The sequence below is a fragment of the Pseudomonas fulva NBRC 16637 = DSM 17717 genome, from assembly GCF_000730565.1.
Lineage (GTDB): Bacteria > Pseudomonadota > Gammaproteobacteria > Pseudomonadales > Pseudomonadaceae > Aquipseudomonas > Aquipseudomonas fulva.
In genome coordinates this window covers 274990-288214 of sequence record NZ_BBIQ01000001.1, presented here as the reverse complement: position 1 = coordinate 288214, position 13225 = coordinate 274990, and the positions used below count along the sequence as shown (strand labels likewise).

Sequence of the window (13225 nt, the reverse complement as noted above, 5' to 3'; positions counted from 1 at the left end):
TATGGCAGCGTTTAAAGTTTTCGAAACGGCATCCTCACTGGTTATTGCGTACGAAACACTCGGCTTAGAACACCGAAGACTATGGAGCCTCGAGGGCTATCGTGCTCAGAGCAAGAATGAAGACCCAGTTGACTGGGTCAACTATAATAATGCGTTTGCAATCCTCATCCTCAATGCGTCAATCATCGAGGGTACGCTTCGCAGCATTCTCACCCACAAGCTTCGTCACGATGTAAGCGAAGCAGTCGCTCAAGGCATTGCGGCTGGCCAGACCGCCCCAAATAAAATGGAGCAATTGTTAGCGAAATTTCAAGCCGAAGTAGAAATGAGTGGAGGATGGGAAGCGTTGAAGCGACACATTGAACTGTACCTCGATGTGTCCGTCGACAAGGCCGTCAAGCCGGAGACTAAAGAAGCTATCACGGTGCTGTTCGCACTGAGAAACGTCCTATCTCACGGAACAGCCATCATTCAGCCCTCAGTGAAAATGTCGGACGAAATGAAAGATGTTTATCCGTGGAATTGGCAGTCTAAACTCCATGGGGTAGCTATGTACCTAGAGCGAACTTTTGGCAAAGGTGGGGTGTTTGAAAATCTGGCAGATCACGAAATGCCAGGGCACTTCTGGAAAGTCACACAAGATTACTTTACCCAGCTGGAGCCTATTTTTACCCCGTTGCCAGATGCCGTAAAAAAGACGATCAAAATGATCAAGGATCTCAGTTTTGGCTACCGAATGCACACATGATTCCGCAGCCTAGTGTCGATATCAATAGGTGATAGCGGCAAGGCATATCCGCATTACGGTCATCAAAAGTACGTTACGATCGTTGAGATTGAACGAACGAGACAATAGCCTTTATCCGACCATAAACGCTGTCAAAGCTGTAGTGCGTGAGGGGCAGGAAGTGCTCGGAGGCGCTCCTTCGACCTGATCGAAATCGCGGCTACCGATTACTGGTGGTGATGCCTGCGGGATTGCACGCCTCGCCCCCAGCCTATAGCCGCTGCGCGGATTGCGATGCTTTGAACGCTCCCTGCCCGCATACAACTGGCACGGGGTGGCCTGGGCACGGCGTTTAGAAGAGCACCCGCTGATCAACCGCCGGCATGCCTCAGATCCACATCACTCCTCGTCAGGGGGGAAAGCCCGTCGCTCGACCGGCTTGAGCTTTCGCTTCGGTTTGGCCCCCTTCTTCAGCTTCGCGGCCCTCGGCTGCACTAGCACCACTGTGAACCTCTTCACCCCTCGATCTTTGAGGAAGCCCGCCGCCAGGGTCAGATTTTTGAAGACCCTTGGACTACCGCGCTGGGTGAAAAGCGTGTGTTGCAGATCTGAATGCTCAATCTGGAGCGTGAAGCCGGTCGCCTGAGCTACGAACCGAACTTGACACCCCGAGACACCTAGGTGGTCTTGAAGCTGCCCTTCGAGAATCGAAAAATCACCACCGGCCATATCATTCCCATGCTTTCGACTTCAAATATTCACTATCAATAATCAAAACATCAGTTTTGATTATTTGCAAGTATTGCCAAAAATACTAATAATTTTCCCAAAAAACTCTTTCAAGCCCAATAAATACAAGGCTTCTAGGTTTGTGCCAAACTCCGCCTATATCTAGATACATCCGGCCGTGCTCGATTAAATTTCGGCTCATCGAAGGAAACGGAGCTTATTTCCATGACTGAATTGATCCTCCTGGTCGACAAAGCGATCACGACCGCCCCACTAAACCTCTCCCTGTGCATCGCACTGGTGTTGAGCCTGGCGTTGATGAGGAACCACTAATGAGCGAATCGGAGAAACCCAAGCCTCGCTGGGCCAAGATGCCCAATCGGTGGGCGATGTCCGGGGGCTTGAAGAAATTTGGCGAGGTGGATGACCAGGGCAAGGTCGACACGGTCGCGATAAATGCCTCGCTGGCGGCGCTGAAGGTGTACCTCGCTATCTGCACACGGGCGGACTATGCCAGCGGGACAGTGAAGACGACCTACCCTGAGCTCTGCGCTTTGGTAGGTCATTCGCGGAACTTAGTGGCACGCTCGCTGCGGCTACTCGAGGAAGGGGGGCATATCCGCCGCGATACAACTCAGCCACGCGGTGGATCGCGGATGTACGTTGAGCGCTGGACGGAAGATAAAGGCTTCGCGAAGATCCCAAAGAGCTGGCTGTACCAGGGTCGGGGGTCGAAAGATGATCGGGCGAGCAATCCGCCCGAGAAAACCCTGATCAAGCTCAAAGCTTTCACCTTCGGCAAACGCCTTTCGTTGCAGGCATTGAAGATCTATGTGCTGCTGCTGGCCATGCGCAACCGTGACTATCCGAACGGGGACGGCTTAACCGTCATCACCTATGACAAGATCTCCGAGTACACGGGCGTGAAGCGCCATTCCGTAAGCCTGGCCATCAATCTACTGATGGAGATGAACATGATTTCGTTCCGCTCGGGCGATCCGAACACCGACGACTCTCTGGACTTTGACCGGACGAACCGCTACCTGATTAAAGGCCTAGAACTACGGTATCGAGAGCAGGCTGCGTCCAAAACCGCCCGCACCTCGGAGCAGCCTGATCCGGCGCAACCATCGCCGGTAGCTGCGTAGAGCCGGGGGGCATCCAGTTATGGCATATTGGCACCCTTTGAACCAACCGCTGGCACCAGGGAAAGGCATGGACACAATCGTCATCCGGTACTTTGAGCAGATCAAAGACCTCGCTACAGGGACAGTGAACGTGTCTCCCCTGGGCAAAGAAACCTATGAGTCGATCTCTGAGGCTCTGATGCCTGGAGACGGCGAACATAAAATCTTCTGCATCAAGAAATTCACTGGTGTTGCCAACTACCGATGGTACGTCGAAGGGGTTGCGCAGCTGACTGCTCCAGGCGTGGTTCCCGCTGAGTTTTCGGTCACGCTAAGCGAGATCTTCAATACCGTACCTGAGGAGTATCTTCAGCAAACGCTTAAGAAGACAGGCTACAAACTGAACAACGTTCTTCAGTTCGGGACGTTGGTCGAAGTCGACTATGGCTTCATCCAGACCATTGGGCGTGAGGATGGCGAGCTTCGGACGAACAAGCGCTACTGCGATACGCTCCAGAAGGGAGAGATGCACAAGCGCCGGCTCGCCATTGTCGTACGTGCTAACCGAGGTGTCTGCCAGGTTGTCCCGCTAACATCTCGCACTCAAGGCAGCTCGGATAAAACGAGCTTCCAACTTACGCGGGCGACCTTGGATCAGCTGACGTTCTGGGGATCCAGCGGGAAAGACAGCTGGGCAATTTCCCAAATGATCGAATCGGTATCAGTCAGCCGCATCCTGCCTCCGGCCACCGTGTACCAGGTTCGTGGGCAGACCCGTAGAGGCCGTAACACTCACTACGCGCTGCGTCTGACGGAGCCGGAAAAAGCACTGCTGAGAAATTCACTCCTTCATAGCATCGGCGTCACAGACTACCAGCAGACCAAAACCAAGCTGAGCGAAACACGTGATCAGCTTCAGCAGCTCACCAATGTCGCCACAGATCTGGAAGCCGCCCATGCTCGGATTGCCGCCCTAGAGGCGGAGCGACGCGAGCTGGAGCTTTACAAAGAGGTCGCCCAGGATTGGGGGAAAGGCATGGGAGATGGCCAGCTGGAAGCGCGGATCGTTGAGTTGAAAGAGCTTTACGAGGACATGGCTGCAGAAGATTCGCCTGAGAAATTGATCGCCTAATCGGAAGCCGAACAGCCAATTTGTTTGACATAGTGATTCGCTGGCGATAAAATTTTCATCACTGGCGGGGAATGCTGGAGCAGTACCGGAACCTCGCGACGGCCTTAGGGCATATACTGCAGAAGAAAACGTTTCACAGAAAACCGCCTATTTGGCGGTTTTTTGCTTTCTGGGTTTACCCACGTTTTTTGATCAAATCCAGCAGCAGCTGACCTTCCGGCATCGGAGACATCGTTCTGAGGAGCACGACGTTCTTCTGAACCGTCTTCTTGATCTCCGCCGCCGAGATCGGTTTTTCCAGGCGCTCAAACCCTTCAAGCTCTTGATAATGGCATTCGTCGATATGGCCATCGTGCATGCGCTTTTTGGTAACGCCTGTGCCCTTGCCGTAAGCAACGATACCCTTGCCGTTCTCGTACAGGAAGACGACGTCACCTTGGTTGATGCGGTCAATGTTGAGCTTCCAGGGCGCATAAAATGCAGCCGCACAGCCCTCGCTTAGCATGCGCTCATGATCCTCGACGCTATGGCGCTTGTTCGTGTTCAGGATGTGAAAGCTTGAAACCGGTAGGGACTCAATTTCTGCTGCAGCTTCCACTTCGTCATCGAGCTTCAGCGCGACCTTGGCTAGCTCAACGCCTTTTTCAAGAAGCTTGAGCATAGTCTCCTGACGGCTCATATCGAGATGGTCAGCCAGCCCTTCAATGAAGGAATAGAGCTCTTTGGGCATCCGAATAGACGCGGAAGCTAGGTCGCTCTTGGTCTTAGCAACGTTCTCGATCAAGGAAATGATGTCGCTCATAGGGCACTCCTTTTCAGATGGAAAAAAGCATCCCATGGAATAGACCCAGAAGCAATCAATGCTTTTTAAAAAAAGCATATAGAGAATCACACGCTTAGCCGCCGCATCCCGGATGAAGGCAAGATGGTTTGGACGAAATCGACGATCTGCCGGCCATAGCGGTCATCAGGCAGGCCGTTGGTGATTGAGGGCTGGATACCTGTTCGCCGAACGAGGCCACCCAAGAACGATATTCTATCGGAGCCTGTAGCCCCTTCGGGGAACGCGACGCTTTCTAGGCTAGACATCGCCCATGGCGCATTCGACCGACCAAAGCGAGATTTTCGCCGGCCTCAAAGCACAAGCTTAGGAGCACCAAAAGAAGCCTTCCACCAGGATTCTTAAGATTCGATCCTCTGCAGGACTCATCAGGAAGCTTATCTTCGAAGCACCCAATGTATCCCGAGCGGAGCCTACCATGAGCAAGAACGTCGTCTTCACACCAGGTCGTCAGATGTACCATTTCACGCAGCTTCGCCAGGAGGTAGGCGACCTGCAGGTCATCGGCCTGATGGCTCAACGACTGATCAACACCACTCAGCTATCCATACCGATGGCTGTTCGCACCGCGACTGACCAGTTCGAGATGCTTGATCAGCTTCAGCAAGGCAGCCCCGTATTTTCGCAAATGCGGGCGGATGCCGGATTTGGCCGCATAGCCGTAGACACTACCCCAACCCCGGCGGCGATTCAACGCATCGAAAACAAGGATGAGTGATATGAGCGAGAAACACGTTGCCTCAACCGACCCTGCACTCTATGACCCCACAATCTCAATCGACGTCATTGAGCCAATGAGAAAGTTCGACAAGGAAAGCTTCGCTAACTACATCTACAAAGAGTTCCAAGCGTCTGAGAAAATATATGAGCCACTCAAAGATTTGCTGGCAAGCTACAAGATTGAGTTTGATCAGATTTTGGGCTCAGAGCTCTCGACGATCGAAAACTCAGGCCAGCTCTTACAATTCGAACGAGCAAAGCTTTTGGTTTTAGCGCGCTCAATGTCTGCGCAAAACAAAAAGTGGCGATCGATTGTCAGTCGTTCCAAGCCCACAATGAGCGCTGTATTTGGCTCTAGCGCCCCTGGCAGCTTGACTCACAAAGAGAAGCTCGCATTATCTCGCCACTACATTACATTACTTAAAAATGGCATTCCAGCCGCACAACATGACTCAGCTAAACCGTTATTGGAAAACATAACCGGTGATGTGTTTGATGGCGGGACTTTCGAAAAGCTCGGATCCCTGATGTCGACGTACACCACTAACTATATCACCGCCCGTCAGCGCGAGCTTTTAGCAAAATCAAATAAAATCAATGGCCGAATGGATGGCACAAATGGCTATAAACACTGGCCATCGGACATACCCCCTGAGTTTGGCTTAGCGAATGCAATTGAGCGCGCCAAAGATGGCTTCCTATTGATGTTAGAGCAGTCTCAACCAGACGCTGATAAGGACATGGCTCGGGTTCGACTGCTGAAAGACTTCTTCCTTGATGCCGAAAGCTCGTTTTGGGAAGAAACACACGAACTCAACTTGGACATTATAAATCACTTCCCTCCCGAGTTACTCAGGCTTAATTTACAAATGTCCTGGGATCACGTTGGCGAGCGAGTGGCCCAAGCATTTGACAATAATTCAAATAATTTGCCGGATGCGCTGTTAGCAGAGGCAGAGTGTTTGATTTGGCTTTATGGCTTGAAGCACTGCCCCATCACTATTGAGAAAGCTGACGAAGAAAGAGATATATATTTTGAAGCGAATAGAACACCCCAATACTTGGCCATATCGGCAGTAATTTTGAACCACTTGCGCCTTGTGCATAAAAATATAAAAATAAGTATCCCCGGGGAAACTTATGTAAAAGTCCCCGTGTACAAAGCATTCCAGAGCGCACTGATGGACGCGGGAGTAGATTTGACTTTGGGAGTAGAAGCCAACAAGGTACAGCTAGCCAGCGCTTACCGCGATATGGACACAAAAGCGATGGCATACATAGCATCATTATTCTCCATCGCAACAAATGCCGTAGATGGAAAATCAAATTATATACGCCCGGATTATTTCCCTGGACAAGTCGAAGTCAAGGCAAGACGTACCGCGCTCCTCGCCGAACTACCTAAAATGCTCAAGCCTTATAGCTGCAGGACTGCGTTCATGCACATCTGCACCTTCATATGCGTAATGCGAGACTGTACACTTAGTGCACTTCGCTAGGCTGGCCCTCGAGCAGCAAAAGAAACCGCACTGACATCGATGGCGAGAGTCAGCTCTAAACAATCACAGGAGGATCAATACAATTGTTTCCGCTCAGGACAGCTCAACGAGAAGGCACTGAGCATTTGCTCAACTGAAACCTGGTTAATCATCTACCGCTGGCTGCTTCACCAGCCAGCGCTCTGCTCCGTTGTAGTCATCACCGCCCACCGCGATAAAGATTTGTCCCGTCTCATCAACTGCGTATACACTTGGTCGTTCGCATTGAGGATCTCGAACCTCATCTTTCCAAGCGTATACCTCTCCTTCCCAGATCATCACGATCCCGCCCCGGTACTCTTCATTCTTTGCTCGTCATCGGGCAGCAGTTACGCGCATTGCATTCCAAAAATCCTTCATAGATCGATTTCCCCTTTGCTAGCCCTAAATGTCAGGCACTCAGCAGCGCAAATAAAATACTCACCAACAAACCTACCGCTGTCCTAGTCTTTCACTTGCAGTAGACAGTCCATAGCTCGTCAACTCGTGTGGTGAAGCTTTGGCTCATCATCTCCCGGCGCATGCCCCATGGATATCCGTACCTGGGAGCCTGCGCATGAAGCTTCATGGCGAAGTGACCTTGCGCGCCATTTGACGCGATGAACAGAGAACTTCGACCATCTGAAGATTGCTGTCATCGTCGATGCTTTCGCAGGTTATTCATTGTGGATTCCCGAGGGCAACTACGCAGAGCTTTGCACCCTCCACGTAGCCCCAGGATTTCGCCGCAATGGCGTTGGAACGATGCTGTTGGAGGCATACATGTTCGATGCCGTCTGTCAGGGATTCACTCAGTTACGGTTGAGCGTACGGCCTGACAATCCTGCAAGGGTGATGTACGAGAATGCGGGTTTTTTGTGCATCGGTACTGATGCGAATGGCTATTTGATATACGAGCGTTGCACATAAAAACGCTCTGGTGTGCGCGGAACTGTGGCCGTTCGCTGCCCTTAGTCGGTGACCGCCTGGAAACGATGCTCAGCCATCAACCATAAGCGTTCAGCTCCATCCCCACGATCCCATCAGCTTCAGCCTGATGGTAGACCTTCAGCGCTTCCACAGCCTCGTAGTACAGAGGGTGGTCGGGCATGAGCACCTTGCTCAGATCTCTTTTCACGATCTCTCCCTTTCGCCATGGCTATCCCGACACAACGCCATGCCACCAGGACGTGTATTAGCTTACCACTGCTGATCCGCTTGGACAGAGTGGGCGTACATCAATGCTTCATCCGCGAGTTCCAGCATGTCGGCCAAGGCTCCTGAGTCTACGGCATGCGAATCACGTAGCGCATATGCGCGATGCAGAAGCTCCCGGTGATGTTTCTTCGGCGATTGGGGCAGTGCCTGGGTGTCGTTGAGCAGCTGCCGCCACTCTTGAATCGTCATTACGGGCAGATTGGTGCCTGTCATGGCGGCATCCTCTATTGCTGTATGGACATACAGTATTCGGAAAATGCCCGGCTGCATAGGTACTGCGGAAGAAATGCGCCTGCGATGAGAACAGAGCAGTCGCTGGAACCTGGTGCGTTTTCACTGGTAGTAGCGATGCCTCGCCCAGATGGAGAGATTGTTACAGGTGACGCAACGCCACGCCGCAAGGGGGAACGTGGAGCCAAAATTTGCCACGCTTCGATGGCGCCCGATTTCGACGTGTTATGTATGGCCATCACCCAAGGAGCGGAATAATGGATCAGACTACCAAACTCGTAGACAGCATCGAGCGTTTGGCCCGTCTCGCGGATGAGCTTGAAGAGACACGAGACGATCATGATCATTGATTAGTGCCAAGCAGCTGACAGCACCGGCGCATACGCCGAGTAGACGATCCAGATCTGCATGACTAGCGAATGTCAGGCGTCGCTCACAGACCTTGCTTCCCAAACGCTTCAATTCCAGTCGTCTTTCAGGCCGTGTCATAACCAGGAAGAACCGCCCTCGCTGGTCGGTTAAAAGCACATTTTTGCAGACCACCCCGTCTAGTAGGGCTTCAACAATGTGGACGTCCTCCATCGTCCTGGCGGGCTCGTGGTGTGCCAAGCGATAAGGCATTCCTCTGACGCGCAAGAAAGCAAAGAGCTCACTGGAGCCGACCATGTGCATATTCATCCGGAATTCTCGACGGTAGTAACGCTCTGCGGTTAGAGTCTCACCCCCCTGCCCCCCCGGCAACCGACTGATCTAGAGGCGCGCAGACCCTCGACTGATCAAACGCAGAGGGCAACCCGTCAATGCATACAGTGCATCTGACCAAGATGTCAGGCAAGCCAGCATAAGACCGACAAGGATCGAAATGAGTCTCTACCACTACACCGACGCCCACGGATTGATGGGGATCATCCAGAACAAAGCGCTCTGGGCTACCGACATGGGTTTCCTTAATGACTCCAAGGAAATGTTCGCCGGGATCAGCCTTATCCAGCGCCGCTGTGCTGAAATTTTGGCTTCGACCTCGCAAAGCAACGATGCCGTGGTGATGGCAACCAGAGGCCTTTATGAGTTCATACCCAAATTCGTCTGGGACAATCTCACCATGCGAGACGTATACATCGTCTCCTTTTCGCGGGCTTACGACAACCTGAGACAATGGATGGCGTATTGCCCCAAGAATGCCGGCTATGCCATCGAATTCGATGAAGCCAAAATCCTGCCGTCAGAAGGAGTTGACAGGAAGAAGACCGTCGTATGTCGTCTTGAAAAGGTGGACTATGACGAGAAGCACTTGGACAACATCATATCGATCGACTCGATTACCAATAAATTTGAAAGGCGAACCACCAGCGTCGAGGACACCTCGGTGGAAATCGTGAATGACCTGATTTTCCACTGCTGCGCCATCAAATCAGCAGAGTTTTACGATGAGCGAGAGACCCGGTTGGTCATCCAGTCACAGCTGGAAAAGCAGCAGAAAGTCAGCTTCCGAAGTCGTGCCGGGCTAATCATCCCGTACTTCGAATATCCCATAGACCTCTCTTGGATTAAAGAAATCACCATCGGCCCAAACGTCAATATGCCTCTGGCTCGTAAAGGACTGGAAACCTTTTTGCGAGTGCACGAAGTCGACTGCAACGTACGCGAAAGCGCATGTTCCTTGAGAGTTTTTTGACCCAAGCAAATCCTGAAGGCGTTGACTGGCTGGGCCCGATTTCCGACTATCGCTAGCGGCTACAGACCGGCTGGACGCCCTGCGATTCATCCCGCCATTTGGGCGGATATAACGTGAGTGCCCAGCCGTTACCCGTTGCAGCTGAAAAGTTGCGTGAACTTCGCCAATCAGCGAAAGATCAACGGCCTGAAAGGCCCCTGCAGCGGGCAGCCTTTCAGAAGGGTGGGGCTCACTGAAGCCAGGACTCCACGGTCTCAGCGCCGTGTTCGGCCTTCCAAGCTTTGAGAACAGCGTGGTTACCACCTTTGGTTTGCACCAGCTCACCATTATGTGGGTTTTTGTAGACCTTCACCTCACGTGGCTTGCGGGATGGCTTTTCTTGCACTTGAGTAGCCTGACGGCGAGTAACTGCTTGCGGATCAAGGATGTTGATCACGTCCCGAAGGGTGTAGCCATACTCACCGAGCAGAGCGCGCAGCTTTTCCTCAAACTCCATTTCCGTCTTGATTGCGGAATCACCTTTCATAGCTTCCAGCTCCGCGAGCTGCTGAGCGAGTTGCTGCTCCAAGCGTCGGTATTCGGCGAGACGTGACATATACTTGCTCCCTAAATGGTTGTTTCAAGAAGAGGACAGTTTGTCATATTCGACTGCTACATCGAAGTGAAAATGTTCCGCCCAATTGGGCCTAATTCGAGACTCATACTTAAGAGTGCCAGTCGACTAACCAGTATCATCGTTCAATGACTGGTCGCTGCCGGGCCGCCCAGAGCCTGAAGCTGATAGTCCGTAACCGCCTGGAAGCGATGCTCAGCGAGCAAACGCAGTCGCTCAAGCTCAGTACCAGTAATACCGTCATCCTGCGCCTGGTGATACGCCTTCAACGCCTCGACGGCTTTCGCGTACATCGGATGATCATGAGGAAGCATTTTGCTGAGGTCTTTCATGACTGCTGCTCCAATGGACAAAAATTCCGGGTGGCGTGAGCTCAATCTTGCTCAGGCTTGACGGCGTTGAGTATTTCGATCATCCCTCTCTACACCTCCTGTATTCTCGAGGGTACAGCTCACGAGCCCTGGGTGTTGACCATCTGCCTGAAGCTCTTGGGCCGGCCGTTTCAACTCAGCAGACTCTTGGCTCGTGAAGATCAAATCGCAATAGTGAAGGTCTGCGGTGGCCTCATTCAACTTGGCCTGATTATCCTTCATGGAAGATACCTGGGCTGGTCAAGAGCTATCGGCCACTAGGCCAGCCTAGACCGCCCATTGGTGCCTTCAAATTGACATCGAACGGGCTCGGAGACGGCATCACGGCCACCGAGGCCGTGGTAAGGGCTGCTCAAAAAAAACCAAGCCGCTCTGCATTTGAGGTCAACAGAAAAGCTAGCCGGCCTAGCGGCCGGATAAGCGATTCCCTCTACCATGGCTCAAGGTAGGAGACATCGTAGCCTTTGATAAAGAAGCATCAAAAAGCCACTCTACCTTCATGTTGATAGCGAATAGCCAAGGAAAAAGAAAAAGCAAAGCAATAGAAGCAGCTGAAGGGTATTCGACGAGTGACGGGGGAGAGGTGGGAGAGAGCAGCTTTTTTTTGATTACAAATAATATACTCCGTCCCGCAAAAAAAATTTCAAGGGGGGTCATTGAAAAATATTTTCGGAAGTCGCCTTTCAATGGCTCATGGCCACCAACTACCTGCAGAATCTACCTAAGAGCGAAACCCTCAACGATCCCGCTTCAACCCCTGCACCTCGTGGAGTTTTCTATCCGCCCAAAGGCTTCATCGGCCAGGAAGGCGTCCGCTTTTTCTTCGAACATCATGCCGAGCCACCGCTCTCGCTTGATGCCTGATAGCTGAGTGAAGAAACAGCTTTCGCAGAGGTGCAACTCGTACACCTCACTGTGGTGTTTCGCCCCGTCACCCCATGCCCCGTGCAATGTTCCAAACTGAAAATCGCCCTCGCGCCCCCGCGTGGAACACCCACAGCCGTCACACGTGACGTCAACAATTTCGTTGGGTTCATGTAATCGTATGAGCTTCATTTCATACCCCACTCTTTAACTCGCTCATCAGGACTCAAGCCATACACTCAGTGCCTGGTTTTCGAATTCTCACGAGCGCAGTCGCCAGCCCAATCGCACACCACATAGACACTGCGTAGGGTTCGGACAACCAGGAAGCCCTGAAGCTCTTGGGAGTCGAGGACGATTGATGTGATGATCGACGATCCATCCTCGAAGCGACGCTCGCGATCGCCGAAAATGATCCCTTTGAGGGATAGCTCACCGGCCTCATATCGCACACTCGACAAGTACCCCGTTATCTCGACCCCAAAGGAACGTTGCATTGCCTTTGCGACGCTGCTTGGGATGGTGATCGCTGGAGTTTCCTCGACCGGACAGCTAGAGAGCGGTACGCGGCTTTTGACCATCTCAATCTCCTTGCGTGAACGTTGCTATGTGTGAACTGAGCGCTCCATGGCCGGGCTTTTAACAGGCGAATGAATAAACACGTGATAGCCTTGCCATCCCCCATTCCCTAGGAGAACCCTCCTTGAGCACCACTCGCGTCCTGGCTATTACGCGTCCCTTATCCATGCGTCCTCTTTCGCCGCCGATGCCACCGGCAGTCGCCAGAGCGAGTGCTGGAAACGCCTCGTTGATGACATTCACAGCTGCACAACCGAGCAAGACCTTTGCGTGGCGAGAGCCAAGGCAGAAGGCTTCATCTTCGGCCTGGTCGAAGCTGGCCATCTCCGCCCAGACGGCGAAAGGGACTACGTAATTCTGAGCAGCATCCAGCGCCGAAAAGATTTCCTGCGGATGCTGCTTTCGACGCTCAGTTGATGAAGCATTCGCGTCTTCAGGCGCCCGCCAAGGCGCCTGGCTGCGTACCAGAACGCGCATCTGGCTCGTCGGCTGTTGCGATCAATGCTCGAAGGCTGTCACGGCCTGCGCCGCGCCTGAATGAGGTCAGCACGTAATTCCCGCACTTCGAGGAGATAACCCAATACCGCCCTATCTTCGACAGGGTGTAGATCGGCTCCGTCCTTAGCGCGTAACCACGCAAGTGATGCGCACGTCCTCGGATCGTTTGGCCAAAAACAACACCGAACGCGCAGTCCGCTGAGATGACCACATCACTCAGGTAAGCCGTGATGGGCATAGGGTACTTCTGAGCCATTGCCCGGATGACCCGCTTGAGTTGAAAAGTCGATAGCTCTTCACCGCAGTATTCCTTGATTTGATCTGCCATTCACACTTCCTGTTCATACGCCAAAAACACACCAATGAGCTTGGTGCTTGCCGCT

General features: G+C 52.6%; 17 protein-coding genes and 2 pseudogenes. 8 read left to right on the top strand and 11 right to left on the bottom strand.

The window, feature by feature from the left end; genetic code table 11:
- Position 1: 1 nt before the first annotated feature.
- The 3 genes from PFU01S_RS01365 to PFU01S_RS01350 all read left to right on the top strand — a co-directional run bounded on the left by PFU01S_RS01365 (position 2) and on the right by PFU01S_RS01350 (position 3715).
- Positions 2-748, top strand: coding sequence for a hypothetical protein (locus PFU01S_RS01365; RefSeq protein WP_028686715.1), 747 nt, complete (start codon positions 2-4; stop codon positions 746-748).
- A 1040-nt stretch (positions 749-1788) separates the two neighbouring features.
- Positions 1789-2604: a helix-turn-helix domain-containing protein gene (locus PFU01S_RS01355; protein WP_174435397.1), complete on the top strand. Its 816-nt coding sequence runs from the start codon at positions 1789-1791 to the stop codon at positions 2602-2604.
- A 67-nt stretch (positions 2605-2671) separates the two neighbouring features.
- Positions 2672-3715, top strand: a complete 1044-nt coding sequence (locus PFU01S_RS01350; protein WP_050437983.1) for a type II toxin-antitoxin system PemK/MazF family toxin — start codon at positions 2672-2674, stop codon at positions 3713-3715.
- A gap of 175 nt (positions 3716-3890) precedes the next feature.
- Here PFU01S_RS01350 and PFU01S_RS01345 read toward each other — a convergent pair whose 3' ends face one another.
- The gene (locus tag PFU01S_RS01345; RefSeq protein WP_028686717.1) at positions 3891-4517 is read right to left on the bottom strand and encodes a hypothetical protein; all 627 of its coding nucleotides are present in this window, start codon (positions 4515-4517) and stop codon (positions 3891-3893) included.
- 457 nt (positions 4518-4974) lie between these two features.
- On the opposite strand from PFU01S_RS01345, the gene PFU01S_RS01340 reads away from it, so the two are divergent.
- Together PFU01S_RS01340 and PFU01S_RS01335 are read left to right on the top strand one after the other, a co-directional pair.
- Positions 4975-5274, top strand: coding sequence for a hypothetical protein (locus PFU01S_RS01340; protein WP_028686718.1), 300 nt, complete (start codon positions 4975-4977; stop codon positions 5272-5274).
- Position 5275: 1 nt separating this feature from the next.
- Complete coding sequence (locus tag PFU01S_RS01335) at positions 5276-6775, top strand: hypothetical protein (protein ID WP_028686719.1); 1500 nt, start codon at positions 5276-5278, stop codon at positions 6773-6775.
- Positions 6776-6919: 144 nt separating this feature from the next.
- Here PFU01S_RS01335 and PFU01S_RS22510 read toward each other — a convergent pair.
- A pseudogene (locus PFU01S_RS22510) lies at positions 6920-7174 on the bottom strand (antirestriction protein ArdR).
- A 91-nt stretch (positions 7175-7265) separates the two neighbouring features.
- Positions 7266-7412: pseudogene (locus PFU01S_RS22505) on the bottom strand (DUF4113 domain-containing protein); the annotation flags it as partial.
- Between the two features lie 23 nt (positions 7413-7435).
- On the opposite strand from PFU01S_RS22505, the gene PFU01S_RS21520 reads away from it, so the two are divergent.
- Positions 7436-7723, top strand: coding sequence for a GNAT family N-acetyltransferase (locus tag PFU01S_RS21520; protein ID WP_369385992.1), 288 nt, complete (start codon positions 7436-7438; stop codon positions 7721-7723).
- A gap of 76 nt (positions 7724-7799) precedes the next feature.
- Here the strand turns inward: PFU01S_RS21520 and PFU01S_RS22500 are convergent, their stop codons facing one another.
- The 3 genes from PFU01S_RS22500 to PFU01S_RS22805 all read right to left on the bottom strand — a co-directional run bounded on the left by PFU01S_RS22500 (position 7800) and on the right by PFU01S_RS22805 (position 8863).
- Complete coding sequence (locus PFU01S_RS22500) at positions 7800-7931, bottom strand: hypothetical protein (protein WP_255212314.1); 132 nt, start codon at positions 7929-7931, stop codon at positions 7800-7802.
- Between the two features lie 62 nt (positions 7932-7993).
- Positions 7994-8224, bottom strand: a complete 231-nt coding sequence (locus PFU01S_RS01325; RefSeq protein ID WP_033736699.1) for a hypothetical protein — start codon at positions 8222-8224, stop codon at positions 7994-7996.
- 285 nt (positions 8225-8509) lie between these two features.
- Entirely contained in the window at positions 8510-8863 is a 354-nt protein-coding gene (locus PFU01S_RS22805) for a YbaK/EbsC family protein (protein ID WP_369385991.1), read from the bottom strand.
- 241 nt (positions 8864-9104) lie between these two features.
- On the opposite strand from PFU01S_RS22805, the gene PFU01S_RS01320 reads away from it, so the two are divergent.
- Positions 9105-9917: a DUF2971 domain-containing protein gene (locus tag PFU01S_RS01320; protein WP_028686721.1), complete on the top strand. Its 813-nt coding sequence runs from the start codon at positions 9105-9107 to the stop codon at positions 9915-9917.
- A 229-nt stretch (positions 9918-10146) separates the two neighbouring features.
- Here the strand turns inward: PFU01S_RS01320 and PFU01S_RS01315 are convergent, their stop codons facing one another.
- Positions 10147-10512, bottom strand: coding sequence for a histone-like nucleoid-structuring protein, MvaT/MvaU family (locus PFU01S_RS01315; RefSeq protein ID WP_028686722.1), 366 nt, complete (start codon positions 10510-10512; stop codon positions 10147-10149).
- Between the two features lie 143 nt (positions 10513-10655).
- Complete coding sequence (locus tag PFU01S_RS01310; RefSeq protein WP_028686723.1) at positions 10656-10862, bottom strand: hypothetical protein; 207 nt, start codon at positions 10860-10862, stop codon at positions 10656-10658.
- Positions 10863-11594: 732 nt separating this feature from the next.
- Here PFU01S_RS01310 and PFU01S_RS22025 point away from each other — a divergent pair.
- Positions 11595-11765 (top strand): hypothetical protein, encoded by a 171-nt coding sequence (locus tag PFU01S_RS22025; RefSeq protein WP_154665185.1) that lies wholly within the window; start codon positions 11595-11597, stop codon positions 11763-11765.
- Positions 11766-12004: 239 nt separating this feature from the next.
- Here the strand turns inward: PFU01S_RS22025 and PFU01S_RS01295 are convergent, their stop codons facing one another.
- Genes PFU01S_RS01295 through PFU01S_RS01285 form a run of 3 tightly spaced genes read right to left on the bottom strand, consistent with a single transcriptional unit; the run spans position 12005 to position 13170 of the window.
- Complete coding sequence (locus PFU01S_RS01295) at positions 12005-12346, bottom strand: hypothetical protein (protein WP_248694589.1); 342 nt, start codon at positions 12344-12346, stop codon at positions 12005-12007.
- 58 nt (positions 12347-12404) lie between these two features.
- A complete protein-coding gene (locus tag PFU01S_RS22020; RefSeq protein WP_154665186.1) occupies positions 12405-12821 on the bottom strand; it encodes a hypothetical protein in 417 nt (138 codons plus the stop codon).
- Positions 12778-13170, bottom strand: a complete 393-nt coding sequence (locus PFU01S_RS01285) for a hypothetical protein (RefSeq protein WP_042138972.1) — start codon at positions 13168-13170, stop codon at positions 12778-12780. Before PFU01S_RS01285 ends, PFU01S_RS22020 begins: the two co-directional genes overlap by 44 nt.
- Between the last annotated feature and the right edge of the window lie 55 nt (positions 13171-13225).